Raw genomic sequence first — 21,918 nt, forward strand, 5'->3', positions numbered from 1 at the left:
ATCTTAAATGACTATTGAACAATTGTAAATATAGTTATGAAATTTTGTTCATCTATTTTGTGACATTTAAAAGAGCTCTTGCTGTGTGCTGATCGATCATCAATACGTTCGCATATTTTCCTCTCAGCGCCCCATGGATAGAGGCAACCTTTCGATGTCCACCAGCCACAAGAATGGAGCGCTCTTTTGTTCTCAAATCATCCAGCTCCACACCGATTGTGCGATTGTTAATCGCTTCACTGCAAATGCGTCCTTCTTGATCATAAAAACGCGAACAGATATCTCCAACACTGGATGTCTTGAGCAGCGCCTTTTCTTCTTCACGGAAATAACCAAGCCTAAACAAAAGCGCCTCATCTCTTACCGTCCCAACAGTAAACACAGCGATATTTGCCTGTTTGCCCATTTCAATAATGCGCTGAATATGTCTGTCCTGTTCAACCATCTCTTTAACGGCGGCACTATCGAACACAACAGGCAGCGGCAAATAGCGTGGTGCCGTTTGAAAAGCTGATGCAAACAGCTGAATCGTTTCTGCAGAATATGTATTCACATGTGAATGGCTGATTCCACCTTTCAGCTGAACCACTTCTACCCCTTTTACCTGTTTAGGTTGCATCTTTTGAGCAATTTGATACATCGTGGTGCCCCAGCTCACTCCAACGATATCGCCGTCTTTCACCGTATTTTGAAGATAATCTGCACCAAACCGGCTCAAGTAATCCGTAATCGTTGGATAATCGTCCTTTGGTGAAAATACCACATGAGCCTCGAGCAGATCATATTTTTCTTTCAGCAATAAGGACAGCTCATTTAAATCCTCAAATGGGTCCATCACTGTAATTTGGACGTACCCTTTTTCCTTCGCATACTGAAGCAGACGAGACACCGTTGGCCTCGACAGGTCAAGCTGCTTGGCGATTTCCTGCTGACTGTAATCAGATAAGTAATAGAGCCTTGCTGCTTCAATACTTAATTGCTGTTTCTCCCGATCCATTCGTACGCCTCCTTTTTTCCTCTATCATAACAAATTGTTCACTTCACCATGCACAAATGTTCATTTAAAGAAAATGGTGTAAGCTGCGTGAAAGGCCTCTTGCTTCTCTAAGGTTTGAATGCCGAATTTCTCCTTATACTGCCCGTTCGTCCCTTCCATATCAGCGATCCCATACCAAGGCTCAATACAAACAAAAGGAGCCATTGTTCCCTTTTCTTGATCATATGGAGACCAAATACCAACGAACGGGAAACCACTGAGATCGACCTCAACGCCGTGACCTGCTTGAGAAGTCAATGATACTTGATCAATATGACTAAAGATCATTGCATCGTTCTGAAAAAGTTCTGGGCGAAGTTGAATCGGCTCAAACTCAACTCCTTTCTCCTTCTCTCTCACAAGTGAATTATGAAGTTCATATTGAATTGGATCATGTTCGGTGGAAGGTATCAATGTGAGTGAATAATCAGCTGTCTGCTCGCCTTCAACAAGCGGGACATGAAATGCCGGATGCCCGCCAATCGAGAAATACATCGTGCCACCTCCTTCATGAACAATTTCCCAGGAAATCGTTAGTCCATTTTCCGACAGTGCATAACTGATGCGCGCTGTAAATTCATACGGATATTGTGACGTGTGACGGCCATTTGATTGATATTGAAAAATCGCCTGATCTTTTGCTTCTTCAAATAGTTCAAAATCAACATCACGCAAAAATCCATGCTGCGAGAGTTGATACGTTTGATCGTCTATCTTGTATTGATCATCCTTCAACCGTCCGACAATCGGAAATAAGACGGGCGACACCCTGCCCCAATAAGCAGGGTCACCAGACCACATATATTGACGTCCACTTTCTTTATGAAGCACCTCTCTCACCTCGGCACCTCTCTCATTGATTTGAACCAATAACAGATCATTTTCAATCGTTTTCATTCAACACATCCCCTTTCCTTCTTCTTTTATTATGACAGGGATTTTCGGTTTGAGTATAAAAATAAGAATCCCTCAAGCCTTAGAATATTTCTTCATATAAAAAAATTTTAAAAAAGACAGAAATTCGCCAACAAAATGTAATGCTGATTCGTCTAATCTTATATAAAATAAAAGAATCGTTGTTCTTTTGGAGTGACAACAAAAAAGACGCGTTTGACATTGATGGGGGATTCTTTTTCATGAACAGCAAGGAAAACCGTTTACGTTACATATTAGGATTAGATGGGCTGAGAGCTGTTGCCGTATTGGCGGTCATTGCTTATCACTTACATATTGAACCCGCAAGCGGCGGGTTTCTTGGCGTTGATTTGTTTTTTGTGATTTCTGGTTACTTGATTACAACCATCTTGCTGCATAAGCAGGATTTGGGCTATCAAGAGCTTCTGCCTTTTTGGATGGGCCGCATCAGAAGGCTGCTTCCAGCTGCCTACGTCATGATTTTTTTAATCGTCAGCTGGTGCGCCATTGCTGGTTCAAATGCATTAATGTCCATTCGTGGCGATGCCTTATCGTCCTTTTTTTATGTGAGTAACTGGTGGTATATTTTTCATCAGCTCTCTTACTTTGACAGCTTCAATGCTGTATCTCCACTAAAAAATTTATGGTCTTTGGCTATTGAAGAGCAATTTTATCTCATTTGGCCGGTACTGTTGATTGCTGGACTGAAATGGGTGAAAAATAGATCCCATCTTCCTATGATTACCTTTGGTCTGGCACTTGTATCTGCTTTATGGATGGCCATTCTCTATTCACCGGATACTGACCCGAGCAGGATCTATTATGGAACAGACACACGTGCATTTGCACTCCTCATCGGGTGCAGTCTTGCATTTGTCTGGCCCATGCACAGACTTTCCAGCAGAAAATTACTTCCTGTCGGCAGACGTATGTTACATATAGCCGGATTTGGTTCGATGTTCATTTTCCTCTTATGTGTTTATGCAGTCGACGAATTTGACGGCTTTCTCTACCAAGGCGGTATGCTTTTATTCTGTTTGAATGCAGCGATCTTAATTGCGTGTGTCTGCCATCCTGCCAGTCTTATTGGGAAATGGCTGTCATTTCAACCACTCGTTTGGCTCGGAAAGCGGTCTTATGGCATCTACTTATGGCATTATCCAATTATCGTGCTGACCACACCGGTCATTGAGATTGGACAGCCTTCCATGGGACGTGTCACATTGCAGCTCATCGCAATTCTACTCATATCAGAGGCTTCCTATCGTTTGATCGAACAGCCGATTCGTAAACTCGGGTTTAGACACTATTTTGCCTCTTGGTCGATTTGGAAAACAGGAATCAAGCAATGGTCTATGTCCAATAAAGTGTTTCTTGGGATTGCCGCAGTCCTTTTGATTTTATTTACCATTGGCATGTCTAGCTCGTCTCATACATCCCCGCATGCGCAAGAAGTCACACAAATTAAGACAGCGCCCCAAAAGGCAGGCGATCAGACAGAATCAAAAGTGAAGAAAAAGAAAGACAAACATGAGAAAAAAGCAGCGGACCCTAAACAATTTCACCAAGTTCTTGCCATTGGTGATTCCGTCATGTTAGACATTGCTTCAAATTTAGAAAAGGCCTATGAACCCATCACCATTGACGCAAGGGTCGGAAGGCAAATGAACGAAGCCATCCGCATCGCCCCTCAATATGCTTCTTTTAACAAGGCTGATGCCGCTGTTATTATTGAGCTTGGCACAAATGGTTATTTTACAGAGGGGACTTTGACCTCATTCATTCAACATTTCTCGAAGGCACATATTTTTCTTGTGAACACTCGCGTTCCAAGAACTTGGGAAAATGATGTGAATGCAGTCATTGAGCGTGTGGCCAATCAACACCACAATGTGAGCTTAGTCGATTGGCATTCAGCCGCTACCGGACAGCCATCCTATTTTCAGCCAGATGGTGTTCATCTTTCCACAAAAGGCTCTGACACATTGACTGAGCTCATTAAAGCCAGTATCAAGAAAAAAGGAGATGTGTCCTCGGCATCATAAGAAGACTAGCATCCTGTGAAGAGAGATTCAAAAAAGACATGCTTTCCTATGATTGGAGGCATGTCTTTTTTTGTGATGGATGAGCACGGAGCTGCATTATGTTTTACTTTTAAAAGACCAAACGATGACAGGGATGAGAATTAACGATAAAATTCCTCCGCTTAAAGATAATGTAGCATAACTCGTATTCGCCATGACCATTCCTGAAAGGGCACCGCCAGAAGCACCTGCTAACGCAACAAAAACATCGAGTGTTCCTTGGGTTTTTGCCCGGTTTGATGGTTCTGTAGAATCCACTATTTGAGCAGTACCACTAATTAAACCAAAGTTCCATCCCAATCCAAGTAAAGACAAAGCAATGATTAATAGAATCATTGAATCACTTGGTGCGAATGCTGCTAATAAACCAGCAAGTAACAATGTGATGCCCGACGCTATGCTCATAGCTGTTCGTCCTAGTTTATCTACAAGTACACCCGTGATAGGTGAAGGAAGATACATGGCTCCTATATGAAAACCAATCACAATGCCCACTTCGGCTAATCCATGACCATGATGCTGCATATGCACCGGTGTCATGGTCATGAGTGCCACCATGACAATTTGAGTTAAGATCATCACTGTGGCACCTACTGTAAGCCCTTTTTTATCTGTTTTTTTATCAGCAGCATCTGGTTTATTTCCATGCCCATGTTCTGCTTTGTAAGTTGCTATTCTTCGGGCAATGTCTAATGGATCAGGACGCAGCAGAATAAAAAGGACAAGACCAGCTACAATAAATGCTACTGCTGATAAAATAAAAGGACCGGCAAGTGCTGGAACACCAATGGACACTGCAAATTTACCCATCACTTCAACTAAATTCGGACCTGCTACTGCTCCAAATGTTGTCATGACCATTGTTGTACTAATTGCAGTTGCACGCTGTTTAGAATTTGCTAAGTCCGTCCCAGCATAACGCGCTTGTAAGTTCGTGGATGTTCCTGCTCCGTAAATGAAGAGCGATGCAAATAATAAAATGACACTATTCATCATAGCTGCCAGCACAACGCCAATTGCTCCGAGCCCTCCAACAACAAAACCTGTCGATAAACCGATGCGTCGTCCATAACGTTGCGAAAGCTTTCCTACAATGAAAGCTGACCCAGCTGACCCCAAAGTAAATAAAGCGATTGGGACTCCTGCATAGGCTTCAGTTCCAAGCATTTGTTGCGCTAAAAGGGCACCTACCGTAATTCCTGCGGCTATTCCAGCCCCTCCAAATATTTGCGATAGACTGACAACGAACAATACTCGTTTATATAATTTTTTCAATTTTTGGGGTGAATCTATATAATTCTTCACTACATCTTGTTCTGTATCTAGCACTTGTAAACACCCACTTGAGATTTATTTTTCAAATATAACCATTATGTCAGTTCAGTCTACAATCCTCGATTTGAATCTCTTTCACCTCTCGGCCATTTACATGGAGAGCAAGCTGTTGTTTTCGGTTCATAGACACCTTGTTTTGAAATGGATCATGAATAAAGCGCCCACATGACTGACCTGTTCTTTTGAGCTGATGCGTATCTTTTGTCGTTTTCTTTTATGCTGTTAAAAGGCTGGCTCTCAATGCTAATGCGTGCTTTTCCTTCGTTTTTTGATCCACCAACGCAAAATCACCATTCTCATACGCTAATGAAAATAATTCTTCGATATGAAAAACACCTGCCTGCAACTGCCTACTCAATACATGCAGTGCCACAGCACTTGCGACTTGAGCCGTTGCTTGAGACTCATCGCGACCTTTTATTCCAAGCGCTGTTTGATGAATTTCGTTACCCTTCATTCCTACCGCTTCCACTTTCACTGCATATTGATCTGTACCCATTTGAGCAGATTGAATCAGTGAAATGGCTCGTTCCTTGATTTTCGGCATCGTGAGAAGGGACGTCATTCCGAGTTTCCTTGTGAGAGCAAATGCACGTGTCGCTACACCAGAATCAAAACAGAGCCTTGTTGTCACAGAAGGCACATGGAGCGTCGAAGGCAATGTTTGCTGGTCAGAGAAAGGAAACTGATAGGCTTGCCGCTTTCCAAGCTTTTTGCCAAAATCAATGCGTTTCCCTCCAGTAAAACTTTTGACTTTCTTTCGCTGATGATTCTTCGTCAGCTCATAATCCGTATGCACATGATCAAGCGTCCATTCAATAGCTGCTTTTCCATGCTGGTCACCTAGCCCAAGCATGATACTAATATCAATTTGCTCCACAGAGGTCAGAATAGATGCCGCCTTCGCTGCAAGCAAATTGGTGAGACCAGGTGCAAGGCCTACGCTCAGCACAGCCGTTGCGTTCAATTGCTGTTGATGGACCTTTGCTAGCTTCTCAATATAGGCTCCTTTTGCCGAAATATCGAGATAATCAATACCTGATCGTAAGCATGTTTCAGCAAATGACGTGTCATCTTGATCCAGACACATGATCACGAGTCTCGTTTCATCCATCCAGTCCGTATCCACTGGTTGTCTTACGTCTATCTGAAATGGACGTACACGCCCATTCGTTTGGCGTGCAAATTGTTCAGCCTTCTCATAACTTCGGCCAGCCGCAAAGACTTGCCCAGGATACACGTCACTTAATTGAAGACATATTTGCTGCCCCACATGTCCATAGCCGCCTATCACCATCACTTTTGACCTCATTTTCCAACCGCCTTTCTATCGCCTCTTTTACAAACAATCCCTTTGATCATGCCCGCTTGAAAATAAGGTCTGATGTCTTGAAATCCTGCTTCGGTTAATTGTGCTGTCATCTTTTCTTCAGACACGGGATATGTTGTGACACCCAGCCTTTCTCGGAAGGTCGTAGACACTTCCTTTCCCAAGCCTTGACGCTTCATGAATAGAGAAAGCATATGAAGCTCCTTCTGAAATGTCGGCGTTTCTGGGTCTCCTTGAATAAACGCCAACACGAGCGGTGCCCCTGGTTGAAGCCGGCGGGCGATCTCCTGTAAAAAGGTCAGCTGATCTTTTACAAAATGAATGACAAGCAAACTTACTGCTGCATCGTACAACTTTTCAACCGGCACTTTGTCTAAGGCCATCTCATACCATGTGACGCGATCTTGCATATGAAGCTGTGCCACTCTGCGCTTGGCCATATCAAGCATGGTTGGAGATGGATCAACCCCTGTGATATGCCAGTCTTTATTTCTTTGAAGCATGTTGATAATCTCTTCGCCCCCACCTGCTCCGACTGTTAACATGCGAGAAGCCGCTCCCATTAATTCGATTTCTACTCTATCCACTGTCAGCTCATGCAAAAGATGATAGCCCGGTACTTTATGTGCAATTGTCGCTGCATAGGATTCAGCAACAGGATCATGCCAATGTTGATTTACACTCATATGTCTTCTCCTCCAGTTTCCGCTTTGCTTCGTTTCCTTTACACTAACGGTATGTTATCTTCATTGTAAGAAGATAGATGAGAAAAAACGATCCCTAAAAGTAGGGATATTGAGGAGGAGATCAAATGAACAATCCAGCCGCTCATTTTCAGCAGCTGAGAAAAAACATTCGAGATGAACTTGCTGCTATCTGTGATTTTGATGCTGCCTGTATCACAACCATTGATCCAGCTACTCTCCTCTCGACGGGTTCTTTTACAGATGAACCGATTGAAGCCATACATAACGAGCTGTTTCAAAATGAATATTTAAAAAAAGATGTGCACCAGCATGAAGATCTAGCGAAAGGTCCTGTCCACGCTGCCAGTCTCGTCCAAAGCGGAGAATACACCAATAGTGGTCGATACCAGCACATTTTGTTACCTAACGGATGGGCAGATGAATTGCGGGCAGCCCTTGTGATTCAAGGTGAATGCTGGGGAATCGCCAGCCTTTATCGGAAAAAGGAGAAGGAACCTTTTCATGAACAAGATATACAAGCGGTTAGTCGTCAAACACCAGCACTCGCAGCCAAACTGAGAGATGAACTTTTTAAAAGAAGAGAAACGGAAGAAGATGAAACGGCGGAACACCAAGGCTTCCTCATTCTTTCACACGATTACCATCTTCTTTATGGAAATGAAACTGGACTTCATTGGCTCCACACCTTCCAAACCTTTGAGCAAATTCATGACGGTGCCATCATGCCCCGTCCGTTTAGAGCATTAGGTGCTAAGCTTTTATATGGCGGCGGTGACCAAACAGCGGTCAGCATCACCAGAATGCCGACAGGGCGTTTTCTCTCTCTTCAAGCATTTCGTTTAGCACAGGCAGCCGGGGAGGAAGAGGCTGTCATGATTCATATTAAGCGAGCTCAAACAAGTGACATCCTTCCTTATATAGCGAAAACATATCGGCTAACAGAAAGAGAAATGAACGTCCTTGACTGTTTAATAAAAGGACAATCCACAAAGGAAATTGCCAGTACGTTATTTATCTCGCCTCATACGGTGCATGATCATGTAAAGGCGATGCTCGAAAAAACAAATTTGAACAGCAGACGTATGCTTGTTTACTTTTTCTCACACATATAAAAAAGCGGCTACCTCATTGGTAGACCGCTCTTTCTTTATTTTCCGATGACTCGCTCATGCAGAACATGTGCGACTCCTGCTTCGTTATTGGATTTTGTCACAACATCCGCAACTGCTTTGACATCTTCAATGGCATTTCCCATCGCAACGCCACAGCCCGCAAATTCTAGCATCGACACGTCGTTCCCATTGTCACCAATCGCCATCACTTCTTCACGAGAAATCCCCAGTTCATGCGCTAGAAGCTTCACGGCATTCCCTTTGCTCACATCAGGATGAAGAATTTCTAGGAAGAAATCTGTGCTTTTTACCATCATGTACTGATCCTTCACTTCAGATGGAATGGCTTGTATCGTCTTTTCCAAACGTTCCGGCTGATCAATATACATCATCTTCGGAAGTCTCATGGATGGGTCTGCCTCTTCGACAGGTAAATACTTAAGCGGCAATTTCGTTAAATACGATTCAAGTACCGTGTATTCACTAATATCCCGATTTGGTGTGTATAGATGAGCCGAATCGAAATAATGCATAGGTGTATCCAGCTGACGGCTCAGTTCATATAAAGAAGTCAAATCATCATAGGATAAAGTTAATTCTGATACGACTTCATTTGTATGGCTGTTTTGTACAAGCGCTCCGTTATAGGCGATGACATAATCCCCCTCTTGATCAAGCTGCAGCTCTTTTAAATAGCGGTGCACCCCGCCAATCGGCCGGCCTGTACATAAAACAATTTTAACGCCTTCTGCCTTCGCCTGTTGAATGGCTTCAAACACCTCATCCGGCACCATATGCTGATCATTTAATAACGTACCATCCATATCAATTGCGACTAATTTATACATTCACTGCTCCCCTTTTCTCAGCAAAACGTGCTGTCACTATTTTGAGTGATCATCTACATAATCACATGCTATTCATCATACTATATACCTATTTTAGCCTATCGTTTTTTTCTCACGCTGTCTACTTGTTCCTATCTGTAACAAAAAATCACTTCATCCTCATCTATTATAACCTATTCTATAGAATCCGCTGTGAATAGAACAGACCTGTCATTTTAACAGTATGAAAAGGAACAAATGTTCATCGGAGAATATTTTGAAACTAGCAAATCTAATTGTATGATGGATAGCAAAGAAAGGAGGTGCAGGGAATGATTACATTTACGAGAGGAAAATTGTCAAAAATGTCTGGTGTACATATTGAAACCATTCGTTTTTATGAAAATGAGGGTGTGCTCCCCGAGCCTAAGAGAGCACATAACGGCTATCGTTTATATGATAAAAAATATGTACTCATGCTATCCTTTATCACTGAAGCAAGAAAGCTAGATTTCTCACTCAAAGAAATTCGAGAAATTATCACGTCACTATTCGAGAAACAGTCAAAAACAGAAGCGGAACAGCTGCTCGAACAAAAAGTAGAAGATATTCAAAAATCCATTCAAGAGTTAAAAAAGAGGAAGGCGGCCATTCAACTGTTAACGAAACAAACATTAGCTAACATTAGTTAATTGTAGAGACTGCCAAAGATGTGCCGGTATTTTTTACTGGCACCCCTCTGCGCCTAGCTGTTAAGTACACGTTGTATGAAAACATCAGGTATACTAGAGACAGCTTGACGTGACATCAATCGTATGAAAGGGGTTATGAATAGAATGAGAATAGCAACCATTGGAACAGGTGTGATTGTGGAAGGTTTCCTCCAGGCAATTGAACAGCTTGAAGGTGCTTCTTGCCACGCTGTCTATTCAAGAAAGGAAGCGACGGCAAAGAAACTCGCAGATCAATTTGGGGTGCAAACGACTTATACGGATTTAACCACTATGTTAGAAGATCCCCATATAGAAGCGGTATATATCGCATCACCCAATCGTTTACATAGCGAGCATGCCACGGCTGCATTGAAACACGGAAAACATGTGATTTGCGAAAAGCCTTTTACCTCTAATGTGAAAGAGCTAGAAGCCTTAATCGCTCTCGCAAAGGAAAAGCAGCTCTTCCTATTTGAAGCCATTACGACCGTTCATATGCCCAACTATCATTTAATCAAAAAACACCTTCATCAATTAGGCAGAATCAAACTCGTTCAATGCAACTACAGTCAATATTCAAGTAAATATAATCAGCTGCTCGCCGGGGAAACGCCGAATGTCTTTAACCCAGAGTTTTCTGGCGGTGCCCTCATGGATATTAACATTTACAATGTTCATTTCATTATGAATCTATTTGGTTCACCGAAAGACGTTCGTTACCAGGCCAACCGCCATCCAAACGGCATCGACACATCTGGTGTTTTAACTTTTACTTACAATGATTTCATCGCCACAAGTGTTGGCAGCAAAGATACAAGCAGTATGAATTTCGCTTTGATTCAAGGGGAAAAAGGGTTCCTGCATGTGAAAAATGGTGCGAATGGCTGTGAGGAAGTGTTGCTGCATATAGGAGACCAAGTTACTTCACTCAATGCACAAACAAATTCAAACCGCCTGTTTTATGAAGCAGAAGCATTTCAGCATATCATTGAAACAGGAAATGTCGAAAAGTGTTATGAATGGCTTGATGACAGCCTTTCTGTCATGAAGGTTCTTGAAACCGCTAGGAAAGACGCCGGTATTGTTTTCCCAGCGGATCATGCTTAAATAAAAAAACCGCCTTCTGATGAAAAGGCGGTTTTTTGACATTAGATACTCTTTGAATATGCCACCAGACGCTGAGACATATGATTCACTTCATCAACTGAAGCGTTCACTTGCTCTGTTAAAGCAGCCTGTGTTTGCGTAAGAGCTGTCATATTGGAGATATTTTCAAGAATTTGATCGATTTGTGTTTTCATTTCAGTTAAACTAGATTCGATATTTTCTGTCGCATTGGCACTATGAAGCGCTAGCTTACGTACTTCATCGGCAACGACTGAGAAACCGCGGCCCTGCTCGCCTGCTCTTGCTGCTTCAATTGCGGCATTCAAACCAAGCAGATTCGTTTGGTTTGCCACTTCTTTGATTAAGTCTGAAATGTTCTTCGTCTCATCTGCACTGTTTTTCGCCAAATTAGCAGCAGACGTTGACTGCTCTTGAGCGACAGCAAGCTCTTGTGCTTGGTTTGTTACAGAACTGATACCAGATACCATTTCACTAATAGAACTTGAAAGCTGCTCTACTTGGGAAGCCATTTCATTGGCTGTTTTTTCTTTATTTTTTTCTAACGTAATATCACGAATCGTTCCTGCGACACGTAAAGGGACACCCTTCTCATCACGAATGGTTTCACCACCCGCATGATACCAGCGGTACTCGCCATTTTTACTCTGCAATCTATAATCAATGTCAAATGGTGTGCGGCCAGAATGATCATTTAAGTGATCCGCAAAGGCTTGGAGAGCCGATTCTTTATCTTCAGGATGCAAACGATCACTCCAGCTGCTCAACACGTTCGGGAAATCCTTTTCATCTGTAAAACCAAGCGTTTTTCTAAACTGTGGAGACCACCAGAATTCATTGTTTGGATTGACAGAATCGCCAGCCTCTACAACCATATCCCAAGGAGCTTCCACAAGCGCACGGTTGATCAAGTCATATCTTGTCACGAATGCTTGCAGCTCTTCTTCTTTCAATTTCTGATCATGAATATCAAAAAGAGCCCCTGCCACACGAAGAGGTACCCCATTTCGATCTCGAATCGTCGTTCCAGTTGCTTTGAACCAGCGATACTCGCCATTTTTCAACTTCAGACGATACTCGATATCATACGGTGTACGGCCAGAATGATCCAATAAATGCGCAGAGAATGCATTCAAGGTGTATTCCTGCTCATCTGGATGAATTCGAGATGCCCAGCTGTCTAAGACATTCGGAAAATCGTTTTCATTCTGAAAACCTAGCATTTTGCGGAAATCATCCGTCCATGTGAATTCGTTTTTTGGATTCACAGGATCTCCTGCTACAACCGTCATATCCCATAGACCCACTTTAATGGCTTTTGTCACTAAATTCATACGCATATGAATATCTTCTTGCGCTTCTTGCATCTTTTGCAACGCTTCATTTATTTGAGCCACTGCTTCTATTGTTTGACTAGAAGAGAATGCAGCAGTATCAATTCTGGCTGAAAAATCTCCCTTCTCAATTCGTTCAACTAATTGACTGCTTTCACTAAGAAGGGCTTCCGACGATGAATCACTTGCTTTTCTCATAAACATCTTCAATAACTCCTTTCATTCTTTCATACATTTTTGAAATATTTTACAGTTATAAACAATTCTTTATTAGGACTTTAGTAATACAAAAGATATATCGACAAAAACTGAAAATTGTTTATGTCAGAATGAAGGCAAATGTTCATTTTTTCACGAAGTTTTAGATTTTGGGGATGGGTCATGGAAAAGATTTATGGAAGAAAACGGCTCATTTGATAGAATCAACCGCCTATTTTGTCTGAAAAATCTCTTTTTTTATATTGACACTGACCGCTCGAAAAAAGAAAATGGAACATAAGCATTTTAAAAAAGGAGAACGTCATGAGCGCGAATCAGGAACAACACGAATTAAAAAAGCTTTTATCGCCGCGTCATATTCGCATGATTGCGATGGGCGGGGTCATTGGTACAGGAATCTTTAAAGGAAGTGCCGATACAATCGGCTTAGCAGGTCCTGGAGTTATCTTTTCCTATGTATTTGCTGGATTGCTTCTTCTCATTGTCATGGCGGCTTTAGCTGAAATGGCCATCGTCTATCCGGGGAATAACCTTCGCGACCTCATACAGATTGCGCTTGGTCAACGTTTTTCATTTGTTGTCGGATGGGTTTACTGTTTTATGTGGCTCACTGTATGTGTCATTGAAATCATTGCAGCGGGGAGTTTACTTCAATATTGGATGCCAAACGTACCTTTATGGTCTTTATGTTTACTTTGCTCGCTCTTAGTCATCGGAATTAATTTAAATAATGTAAAATACTTTGGTGAAATTGAGTTTTGGTTCGCTGGAATGAAGATTTTCGTTATTATTGTGTTTATTCTTCTCGGTGCTGCATTATTATTTGGAATCATTCCGAGCGAACAAAGCACGCCTGTTCTCACCAATTACCAAAACTTTGTCCCGAACGGATGGGGTGCTGTCTTTGCCTCATTATTAGTGGTGATCTTCTCGTATGGAGGCTCTGAATTGATCGGGCTGACCATTACAGAAACAAAGGATGCAGAAAAGGTATTACCTGGTGTTGTCAAAAGTATGATGTGGCGCATCATCTTGTTTTACACACTGCCGATTTTGATTATTTGTGGACTCATTCCTTGGAATCAAATTGATCCGAATAACAGTCCTTTTGTCCAAGTCTTTTCAGCAGCTGGCATGCAAGGTGCCTCTCACTTCATTAATTTCGTCTTAATTACAGCCGTTCTATCTGCCGCCAACTCTGGTATTTACGGCACGACGAGAATGATTCATTCTCTATCTAAATCAGACGGCGGTCCAAAAAAGCTGGCACAGGTCAACAAAAGAGGTGTACCTATTTTAAGTTTATGGGTGACCGTTCTGTTTCTTTTAATCGGAACATTCTTTGCTTACTTGTACCCAGATCAAATTTTCAGCTATATGCTAGCTATCCCTGGTTTTGCGGTCTCTCTTATTTGGATTAGCATCTGTCTGGCACATTTGAAACTGCGTCCAAGATATCCGCAGGAGCCGTATTTCAAAGTTTGGTTATTTCCGTATTTCACTTTATTTGCTGGTCTTGTACTCAGTGTCAGTTTTGTTCTGTTCCTATTCAGACCAGAGAACTTACCTAGCTCGATTATCAGTATCGGTTTCTTAGCAGCCGCCATCATTGCTTCATTCTTAATGAAAAAGAAAGCTTAGAAACGCAAGCAAAAACCCGCCTCAGTGGCGGGTATCAGATTGTTGACAAAGGGCTAAAATGAACTTGATTTTAGCCCTTTGTCTTCTTTTCAGCGTGATAGAAAACCTTTGCAGTCCAGGAAGGACGAGTACTGGCGCAGAGCGAATTTGACATTCGTGAGCACCAGCACGCAGGACTGACAAAGAATGCGAGGGTTTGTCTACACGCTGAAACCCGCCTCAGTGGCGGGTTTTTTCATGAGCAGCTGCTGTGACTTCGAAATCAACAGACGCTTTTGGGATGCCGTTGATGATGATGGTTAATGTATGAATGCCCTCATAGTGCTTTCTCGTTGTCATATTTTGAAACGACTGTGACCGGACAAATTCTCTATGCAGCGCCGATCCTGTTTCAAATTCTGTGATTTTAAATACCTTTTGATTGCGTGTACCACGAGCTTTCACGTAATCAACGGCATACTCTACACGCAGCTTTAATGGCTTATCTGCCTGAAGAATAAAATGAAAGGTCAGCTTCTCTCCAATACGAACGGGGTCTTGCGTCACCTTCAAATCCGTTACTTGGATAGACGGATCATCTCCATAGCCAAATAAAGCCATGATATCTGGATCGCCTTTTTTCAATAACGTACGGGATGCATGTTTGACAATCCAGTTTGTATGTTCATTGGTTCCATACCAGCTTTTGACCATTTGCTTCATGAGGTCTGGCTGAATTGCAGAAATATCATTTAAATGATTCGCTACACTTTTTTGCACATACTTGGCCGAATCTGACTTCAAATTTTCTAAAATGGGCAGCGTGACAGAAGGGTCCTTTTTCAGCGCAGGGACGGATAATCCCCACGGCAAACGAGGCCTGCATCCTTCACTAGCGAGACGGCGAATATGTTCATTTTGATCCTGTGACCACACAAGCATCTGCGCCAGCATTTTCTCTTGATCTTGAATGAGAAAAGGTCGAACGGCAAATTCAGCAGTGGAAAACGGTGTAAAGAATTCAAGTGCTTTGATCGAGATATCCCAATGGTCAACACCATATGTCTCGACGTAGTCTGGGAATACGAGCGCACTGAGCCCTGTAAAATGCGGTGCTGTCTGACGCAGTACATCGATTGCCTTCTCATAATCTTCAAGCAGACAGGCGTGCATCGATTCAGTCACTCTTCTCATTCGTCCTTTTAACTCCAGCTGCTCCCAATCCTCTTGAAACACGAGCTGCTGAAAGTGATCAGCATCAAATACAGTTGACGCTTGCGCCAGTTTTTCTGCTAAATGTTGAATAAATGGTTCATTATATACATGTTTTAAAGGTTCGATCGTGTCCGCCTCCCATAGCTCAATATCATTATTTTATCCTAAATTGTCAAAAGCGGCATAACAACAAACCAAAAACAGCCCAATCCCGAAGAATTGAGCTGTTGTCCCGTTATATAAACATATTTATGATCATAATAAATGCAATGGCGCTAACGGAAATGATGGTCTCCATAGCCGTCCAAGTCAAGAACGTCTCTTTAATGGTCATACCAAAATACTCTTTGATCAGCCAAAAACCAGAGTCATTGACATGAGACAAAATCAGTGAACCCGCTCCTGTTGCTAAAACAAGCAGCTCTCTGCTCACATCCGGCATGGATGCAGCGATTGGGGCTACAATTCCGGCCGCTGTCATCATGGATACTGTAGCTGATCCTGTTGCCACACGAATAACCGCAGCAATCAGCCAGCTAAGTAAAATCGGTGAGATTGGGGAGTGTTTGGCTAAATCAGCAATATAATCCCCAACTCCTGAATCGATCAGTACATTATTGAACGCTCCGCCTGCACCAATCACAAGCAGAATGGAAGCGATCGGTCCCAAACAATCGTTACTGAATGACAGCACTCGGTCACGGCTCATCCCTTGTATAAAGCCAAGACTAAAGAAAGAATACACTGTCGCAATCAATAAAGCTGTTATGGGATCTCCAATGTACTTGAACATCTGATACCACATACTATCCTCTGGCAAAATAATATCCGCCAACGTGGCAAGCAGCATAAGAATGACCGGCACCAAAATGGTAAACATCGTATTCGCAAAACCAGGAAGCTTCCGATCAGCATGTCGTTCCGTGAATTGCTTTCTGAGCATCTCTGGAACTGGTTTATGTATCCGTTTTCCAATCCACTTACCATACAGCGGTCCAGCGATAATAGCTGTTGGCAAACCGACGATGATTGAAAAGAAAATCGTTTTCCCCACGTTGGCATGATAGATGCCTACTGCTGCCATTGCAGCTGGGTGAGGCGGAACTAGCCCATGCACAACAGACAATCCTGCGATTAATGAAATCCCAATCGTCACGAGCGAAATGCCCGTTTCAATCGCAATGGTAAAGAGTAAGGGAATGAGAAGAACGAATCCGACCTGGAAAAAGACAGGTATCCCCACGATAAAGGCTACAAACATCATCGCCCAATGCACATTCTTCGTCCCAAAACGACTGATGAGTGTTTGAGCTATCCGCTCAGCGCCCCCTGACTCAGCCATCATTTTCCCAAGCATGGTCCCAAGCGCTAGTACAATCGCCAGTAACGATAACGTGTTCCCTAATCCCGTTTTAATCGATTGAATGATTTCCTGTAAATCCATTCCTGTAGCAAAGCCTACTAGCATAGAGGTAATGATCAAACTCACAAACGGATTCAACTTAGCGACTGTAATGAGAATGAGTAAAAGGACAATCGCCGCAATCACAATGAATAAAAGCATGTTCTCCCACCTTTTCCCCGATGTTTAACGATTTTGTTTTAATTGCAACGCACTAATGACATCAAATTCATCCTTCAGTTTGTCATAGAGACGCTCATATAAATAAAACAGCTCTATGTATGTTTCGTTGTTCTTCATATTTGGTTCATGGCGGGCAGAAATACGGATCCATTCCTGCACCTCTTCTATCTCTTCCATATGACCTAAACTATGAAGTGCAAGGACAGCCGCCCCAAGTGCGGAAGCCTCGTAGCTCTCTGGAACAAGCACTTCTCTGCCCATTGTATCCGCCAAAATCTGCCGCCATAGCGGGGATCTCGCAAATCCACCAGAAGCCCTGACATCCTTCGCTGGACCTGTTAAATCTCTTAGTGCCACACCGATCGAGAAAACACTCATAATGACGCCTTCTAACACGGCTCTAATAAAGTGCTCGCGCTTATGCTGAAGACCGATCCCGAAGAACGTGCCTCTTGCGTTTGGATTCCAATAAGGTGCTCGCTCACCTGTTAAAAATGGAAGAAACAGCAGTCCTTCTGAGCCAGCTGGAACCTTTTCTGCAATATCAATCATCAGGTCGTAAGGGTCTACACCTAGACGCTTCGCTACCTCCACCTCTGACGACCCAAATTCATCCTTCAGCCATCTCAGCATAATCCCGCCGTTATTGGTCGGTCCTCCGACCACCCAATGCTTGTCCGTCAATGAATAGCAAAATGTTCTTGATTGCTCATCTGTAATTGGCTGATCTACGACTGTACGTACTGCACCACTTGTCCCAATCGTGACTGCTACCTCACCTTTGCCAATCGCACCAACACCAAGATTCGCTAATACACCGTCATTTGCACCCACAACAAATGGTGTATCTTTTTCAATGCCCATTCGCAGCGCAATTTCTGGCTGAAGCCCACGCAGCTGATGCGTCGTTGGAACAAGTTCAGACAGCTGATTCACCTGAATTCCTGCAATACGTAGTGCCTCCTCGTCCCATTGAAGCGTTTCCAATCGGAACAGTCCTGTTGCTGATGCGATTGAATAATCGACCACATACTGACCGAAGAAATGATAAAGAACATACTCTTTGATGGAAATGAATTTTGCTGCCTGATTGAAGACGTCAGGTGTCATTTCCTTGATCCATCGTATTTTTGAAAGCGGTGACATCGGATGGATCGGTGTTCCGGTTCTTTTATAAATTTGAAAGCCATCTAAGTCCGTCATGATTCGTTTCGCTTGTTCTGCACTTCTGTTATCAGCCCAAATGATACTGTTTGTTAATGTTTTTCCATTCTCATCCATGACGATTAAGGAATGCATCGCCGTACTAATTCCCACACCTATGAGGTTTTTTGCATCAAATGCTGCTTTCGTCAAGGCGCCTCTTACACTCGCAATCACAGCATCTAAAATATGTTCAGGGTTCTGCTCAACCCATGCTGGCTGGGGGTGAATGAGGTCATAAGGAACAGAATGCTTTGATATGACTTTCCCCTGTGGTCCAAATAGAACCGCCTTTGTACTTGTTGTTCCAATATCCAAACCAATTACCGCCTGGTTTCCCTTCATCTGTATCACGCCCAATCATTGATTTGAAATAAAGTGTCGTGGTGCCGGTGTACCTGATAAATCCCATTATAGGAATATTTTTTTCGACATTCAACGATCAAAAAGAAAATAATTTTCACTAAAAACCTCAGAATCGTTACCACAACAGCATTTTTCACTAATAGAAAAATTTATTTTTGAAATCATTACACTCTTTTTTGAGAAATGGTTTCTCTCATTTGCTTTAAGTTTGTTAATGTTTCCTGCTGCCTTAAATGTGCAAGCGCAAAATATAGCACATCAATCACAGTAAGCTGGGCAAGCCTAGCAGACATCGCTTCCGTTCGGAAAGCCGTTTCTTGCGTTGATGTATACAGCGTGACATCTGCAAGCTGACTCAATGGAGAACGCTGATAGCTTGTAATGCCAATGGTTTTTGCTCCTTTTTCCTTGGCTGTTTTCATCGCATCCAGTAAATCCTTATTTCGACCAGAATGAGATATACCAAGCACTGTGCTCTTTTGATCAAGCAGACCTGCCGACATCGCTTGAAAGTGAGAATCTGTATGAACAATACAGTTGATGCCTGTCCTCATAAATTTGTGAAAAGCATCTGTGGCGATGAGGCCAGACCCACCGCTGCCATAAAACTCTAAGCGCTCTGCTTCATGGATTAATTGTACGGCTTTTTCTACATCTTCTGGATTCAACAATTGAAAACTATCCTTTAATGCAGTGATGTTCGCCTGAAATACCTTTTGCATAAAAACGGCAGTATCATCGTCAAGACTCATCTCTTCATCTACATAATCAGGCTTCGTTTGGTCTATTTCCTGGGCAATAGCAATCTTCAAATCTTGATACCCCTCAAATCCAAGCCTTTTACAAAGACGAAAAATCGTTGCCTCTGAGCTCGCTGTCTTTTTGGCAAGCTCGACAATCGACAAATGGATGATGTCGCGGGGCTCACTCGTAATGTGCTCAGCAATTGCTTTCAGTTTTGGCGGCAATCCTCTGCTTGCTGCCCTTATCTTATCCATACTACTTAAACTGACAAAAGCCAATTGACTTCACTCCTTCTCTATTCATGTGAGCGCATACATTTCCTCATGTTCCCATCTTATAAAAAAGAAGCCTGTTTGCACAGACTTCTTTTTTAAGAATTCAAGACTTTGATCATTAAATCAAAAAACCCTTCAGCATCTACATCCATACACACTTGAAGATTGCGATCTTTTCCCCATTGGTGCTGAAAATCACATATCATTTGACCATCGCAGAACTCACTCTTCGTCTCCACTTCTACATGAAAAGCCTGTGTATTCACAAGTTGTTTATCAATTGCAAGACTTACAGCAAGCGGATCATGCATGGCACATGCCCACACCCCATTCCGCTCAAAATAGCGCTGGCGGTAAATGCTTGTGCTCTCTCTGATATAACTGGCTAACGTTTCATTTTGAATGGCATTAATTCTCTCATCCGTTAACAAGACCTGTCTTGTGACATCCAGCCCTACTTGAGTCAATGAAGGGAAACCAGCCTCCAGCACCAATTTCGCCGCTTCTGGATCTGCATATGTATTAAATTCCGCAACCGGTGTGACATTCCCCTGTCCCTGCACGACACCCCCCATAAAAATGACTTCTTTTACGTGATGAATCAGCTCAGGGCATTTTTTTACCGCAAGGGCTAAATTCGTTAACGGTCCTGTCAACACAAGCGTAACCTGCTTCGAATACTTCAGCACTTGGTCAATGATAAAATCAGGCGCAAAACCTTCATCTGCGGTCTTCTTAGGCTCAACATCCTTTAAAGCGCCGCCAATTCCATCCTCCCCATGCACCCGATGTTCATAATGAGGGGCTCTCAAAAGAGGCGTTACTGCACCTTTGATGACAGGGATTTCCTCTGCCTCAACCAGCTCAAGCACTTTACACGTATTCAACGTAGCCGCTTCAACAGACACATTCCCGCACACCGTTGTGATCCCCAACATATCAAACCGCTTACTTTTCACTGCAAGCAAAATACCAATCGCATCATCAATTCCAGTGTCTACATCCAAGATCAATTTCTTTTTATTTGCCATGTTTGAAAGCTCTCCCTTGTTTGTAAGTGTTGTTAGGGGAATGATAGCATATTTTGAAATTGATTTAGGGAATCAATCGGCTTTGTCGACTTGTTATTTCACTTTTTCTCCAATGTCTTTCAAATATTGTTCGCGTTCTTTTTTAGATAAACTATTCAGATAGTCTTCTTTCACTTGAGGATCAAAATCTTCCCAGTTCTCAAAACGATCTCCTAGTTCTGCTGAATAACTCATTGAACCGATTTCTTTTGTTCTATACTTTAATGAAGCGGAGAACTCGTACTTTTCTGGCTCATCATTTATATATCCTCTAATTACGATGTAGCCCATAGGATTAATAGTTACCCTCTCCTTAAACGTTATGGTCTTAATAAAGTGATGGATGTCTTCTTTGCGTAAACATTCTTCTATTTTAGGCTTCATTTTTTCTGCGAGCTCTTCTGCTTTTTCTTGATCGCTCTTTTCTTTTACCACATCATTTGTTTTACTTTGCTTATTGTGCTGAGTGATTAACGAAGTCACTGAGACAATGATGATAACGACCAAAACAGATACAAGTTTTATTGTGTTTTTCATGTCTACCGTTGCCACCTTCTTAATAATGAAAAATTAACTTTTTGTTATTTATCCCCAATATCCTTGAGGTACTGTTCACGTTCTTTTTCAGAGAGTCTTTTAAGATAGTTTTCCTTTAGTTCAGGCTCATCTTTATATTTATCCCAGTCTTTAAAGCGATATGATAAATCAGGAGAATGACTCATCGAACCTATTTCATTAGATTTGTATATTAATGATGCAGAAAAATGATATTTTTCTGCATCATTATTTATATATCCATCAACTGTGACATAACCCATAGGGCTTATAGATACATTTTTTTTAAATGTGATGGTTTTAATAAAATTGTGAATATCTTTTTCATGTAAATATTCTTCAATTTTTGGTTTCATCTTTTCTGCGAATTCTTCGGCCTTTTCTTGATCGCTTTTCTCTTGCACTACTTCATCTGAAAAACTCTGATGAATGTACTCTACAACAAACACAGTTACGGAGATGACGGCGACCACAATTATGATAGAAAATTTCATGATATTTTTCATAAAAAGCAAAACTCCTTGATGAACTTTAATCAGCTGACTATT

Annotated in this window: 19 protein-coding genes; 5 read left to right on the top strand and 14 right to left on the bottom strand. The window is 42.3% G+C overall.

The genetic code is table 11. The features are described 5' to 3' along the window. Positions 1 to 52: 52 nt before the first annotated feature. Together MHI58_RS18955 and MHI58_RS18960 are read right to left on the bottom strand one after the other, a co-directional pair. Entirely contained in the window at positions 53 to 997 is a 945-nt protein-coding gene (locus tag MHI58_RS18955) for a sugar-binding transcriptional regulator (protein WP_007498020.1), read from the bottom strand. A 60-nt stretch (positions 998 to 1,057) separates the two neighbouring features. Next, positions 1,058 to 1,933, bottom strand: coding sequence for an aldose 1-epimerase family protein (locus tag MHI58_RS18960; protein ID WP_045033702.1), 876 nt, complete (start codon positions 1,931 to 1,933; stop codon positions 1,058 to 1,060). Between the two features lie 239 nt (positions 1,934 to 2,172). On the opposite strand from MHI58_RS18960, the gene MHI58_RS18965 reads away from it, so the two are divergent. After that, a complete protein-coding gene (locus MHI58_RS18965) occupies positions 2,173 to 3,996 on the top strand; it encodes an acyltransferase family protein (protein ID WP_045033700.1) in 1,824 nt (607 codons plus the stop codon). Between the two features lie 96 nt (positions 3,997 to 4,092). Here the strand turns inward: MHI58_RS18965 and MHI58_RS18970 are convergent, their stop codons facing one another. From MHI58_RS18970 to MHI58_RS18980, 3 genes are all read right to left on the bottom strand, one after another. Then, positions 4,093 to 5,364, bottom strand: coding sequence for an MFS transporter (locus MHI58_RS18970; protein WP_045033698.1), 1,272 nt, complete (start codon positions 5,362 to 5,364; stop codon positions 4,093 to 4,095). Positions 5,365 to 5,584: 220 nt separating this feature from the next. Beyond that, positions 5,585 to 6,682: a saccharopine dehydrogenase family protein gene (locus tag MHI58_RS18975; RefSeq protein ID WP_045033697.1), complete on the bottom strand. Its 1,098-nt coding sequence runs from the start codon at positions 6,680 to 6,682 to the stop codon at positions 5,585 to 5,587. Then, positions 6,679 to 7,386, bottom strand: coding sequence for a class I SAM-dependent methyltransferase (locus MHI58_RS18980; protein ID WP_045033695.1), 708 nt, complete (start codon positions 7,384 to 7,386; stop codon positions 6,679 to 6,681). The genes MHI58_RS18975 and MHI58_RS18980 overlap by 4 nt, the downstream gene beginning before the upstream one ends. Positions 7,387 to 7,511: 125 nt before the next feature. Here MHI58_RS18980 and MHI58_RS18985 point away from each other — a divergent pair, with 125 nt between their 5' ends. After that, a complete protein-coding gene (locus MHI58_RS18985; protein WP_045033693.1) occupies positions 7,512 to 8,519 on the top strand; it encodes a helix-turn-helix transcriptional regulator in 1,008 nt (335 codons plus the stop codon). Between the two features lie 35 nt (positions 8,520 to 8,554). Here MHI58_RS18985 and yidA read toward each other — a convergent pair whose 3' ends face one another. Next, positions 8,555 to 9,367, bottom strand: a complete 813-nt coding sequence (gene yidA / locus MHI58_RS18990; RefSeq protein ID WP_008345739.1) for a sugar-phosphatase — start codon at positions 9,365 to 9,367, stop codon at positions 8,555 to 8,557. Positions 9,368 to 9,678: 311 nt separating this feature from the next. Here yidA and MHI58_RS18995 point away from each other — a divergent pair, with 311 nt between their 5' ends. Together MHI58_RS18995 and MHI58_RS19000 are read left to right on the top strand one after the other, a co-directional pair. Further along, complete coding sequence (locus MHI58_RS18995) at positions 9,679 to 10,038, top strand: MerR family transcriptional regulator (RefSeq protein WP_007498034.1); 360 nt, start codon at positions 9,679 to 9,681, stop codon at positions 10,036 to 10,038. A gap of 144 nt (positions 10,039 to 10,182) precedes the next feature. After that, the gene (locus MHI58_RS19000; RefSeq protein WP_045033689.1) at positions 10,183 to 11,166 is read left to right on the top strand and encodes a Gfo/Idh/MocA family protein; all 984 of its coding nucleotides are present in this window, start codon (positions 10,183 to 10,185) and stop codon (positions 11,164 to 11,166) included. A gap of 41 nt (positions 11,167 to 11,207) precedes the next feature. Here MHI58_RS19000 and MHI58_RS19005 read toward each other — a convergent pair whose 3' ends face one another. Then, positions 11,208 to 12,722, bottom strand: a complete 1,515-nt coding sequence (locus MHI58_RS19005; RefSeq protein WP_045033687.1) for a PAS domain-containing methyl-accepting chemotaxis protein — start codon at positions 12,720 to 12,722, stop codon at positions 11,208 to 11,210. Positions 12,723 to 13,040: 318 nt separating this feature from the next. Between MHI58_RS19005 and MHI58_RS19010 the strand changes: the two genes are divergently transcribed. Further along, the gene (locus tag MHI58_RS19010) at positions 13,041 to 14,378 is read left to right on the top strand and encodes an amino acid permease (RefSeq protein WP_041092624.1); all 1,338 of its coding nucleotides are present in this window, start codon (positions 13,041 to 13,043) and stop codon (positions 14,376 to 14,378) included. 219 nt (positions 14,379 to 14,597) lie between these two features. On the opposite strand, the gene MHI58_RS19015 is transcribed toward MHI58_RS19010, so the two are convergent. From MHI58_RS19015 to MHI58_RS19045, 7 genes are all read right to left on the bottom strand, one after another. Then, positions 14,598 to 15,551 carry a DNA alkylation repair protein gene (locus tag MHI58_RS19015; RefSeq protein WP_113766870.1) on the bottom strand — a complete coding sequence of 318 codons (954 nt, stop codon included), beginning with the start codon at positions 15,549 to 15,551 and terminating at the stop codon, positions 14,598 to 14,600. Between the two features lie 256 nt (positions 15,552 to 15,807). After that, the gene (locus MHI58_RS19020; RefSeq protein WP_017359903.1) at positions 15,808 to 17,136 is read right to left on the bottom strand and encodes a GntP family permease; all 1,329 of its coding nucleotides are present in this window, start codon (positions 17,134 to 17,136) and stop codon (positions 15,808 to 15,810) included. 24 nt (positions 17,137 to 17,160) lie between these two features. Continuing rightward, on the bottom strand, positions 17,161 to 18,705 hold the full coding sequence (gene gntK, locus MHI58_RS19025) for a gluconokinase (RefSeq protein ID WP_056408431.1): 1,545 nt from the start codon (positions 18,703 to 18,705) through the stop codon (positions 17,161 to 17,163). Positions 18,706 to 18,890: 185 nt separating this feature from the next. Continuing rightward, positions 18,891 to 19,724: a MurR/RpiR family transcriptional regulator gene (locus tag MHI58_RS19030; protein ID WP_034646848.1), complete on the bottom strand. Its 834-nt coding sequence runs from the start codon at positions 19,722 to 19,724 to the stop codon at positions 18,891 to 18,893. 116 nt (positions 19,725 to 19,840) lie between these two features. Further along, on the bottom strand, positions 19,841 to 20,776 hold the full coding sequence (locus MHI58_RS19035) for a nucleoside hydrolase (protein WP_056408434.1): 936 nt from the start codon (positions 20,774 to 20,776) through the stop codon (positions 19,841 to 19,843). A gap of 93 nt (positions 20,777 to 20,869) precedes the next feature. After that, a complete protein-coding gene (locus tag MHI58_RS19040; protein WP_045033679.1) occupies positions 20,870 to 21,352 on the bottom strand; it encodes a DUF1433 domain-containing protein in 483 nt (160 codons plus the stop codon). Positions 21,353 to 21,396: 44 nt separating this feature from the next. Next, positions 21,397 to 21,876, bottom strand: a complete 480-nt coding sequence (locus tag MHI58_RS19045; protein WP_045033677.1) for a DUF1433 domain-containing protein — start codon at positions 21,874 to 21,876, stop codon at positions 21,397 to 21,399. Positions 21,877 to 21,918: the final 42 nt, after the last annotated feature.

This window comes from Bacillus sp. FSL K6-2869 (assembly GCF_040869405.1).
Taxonomy (GTDB): domain Bacteria; phylum Bacillota; class Bacilli; order Bacillales; family Bacillaceae; genus Bacillus; species Bacillus altitudinis.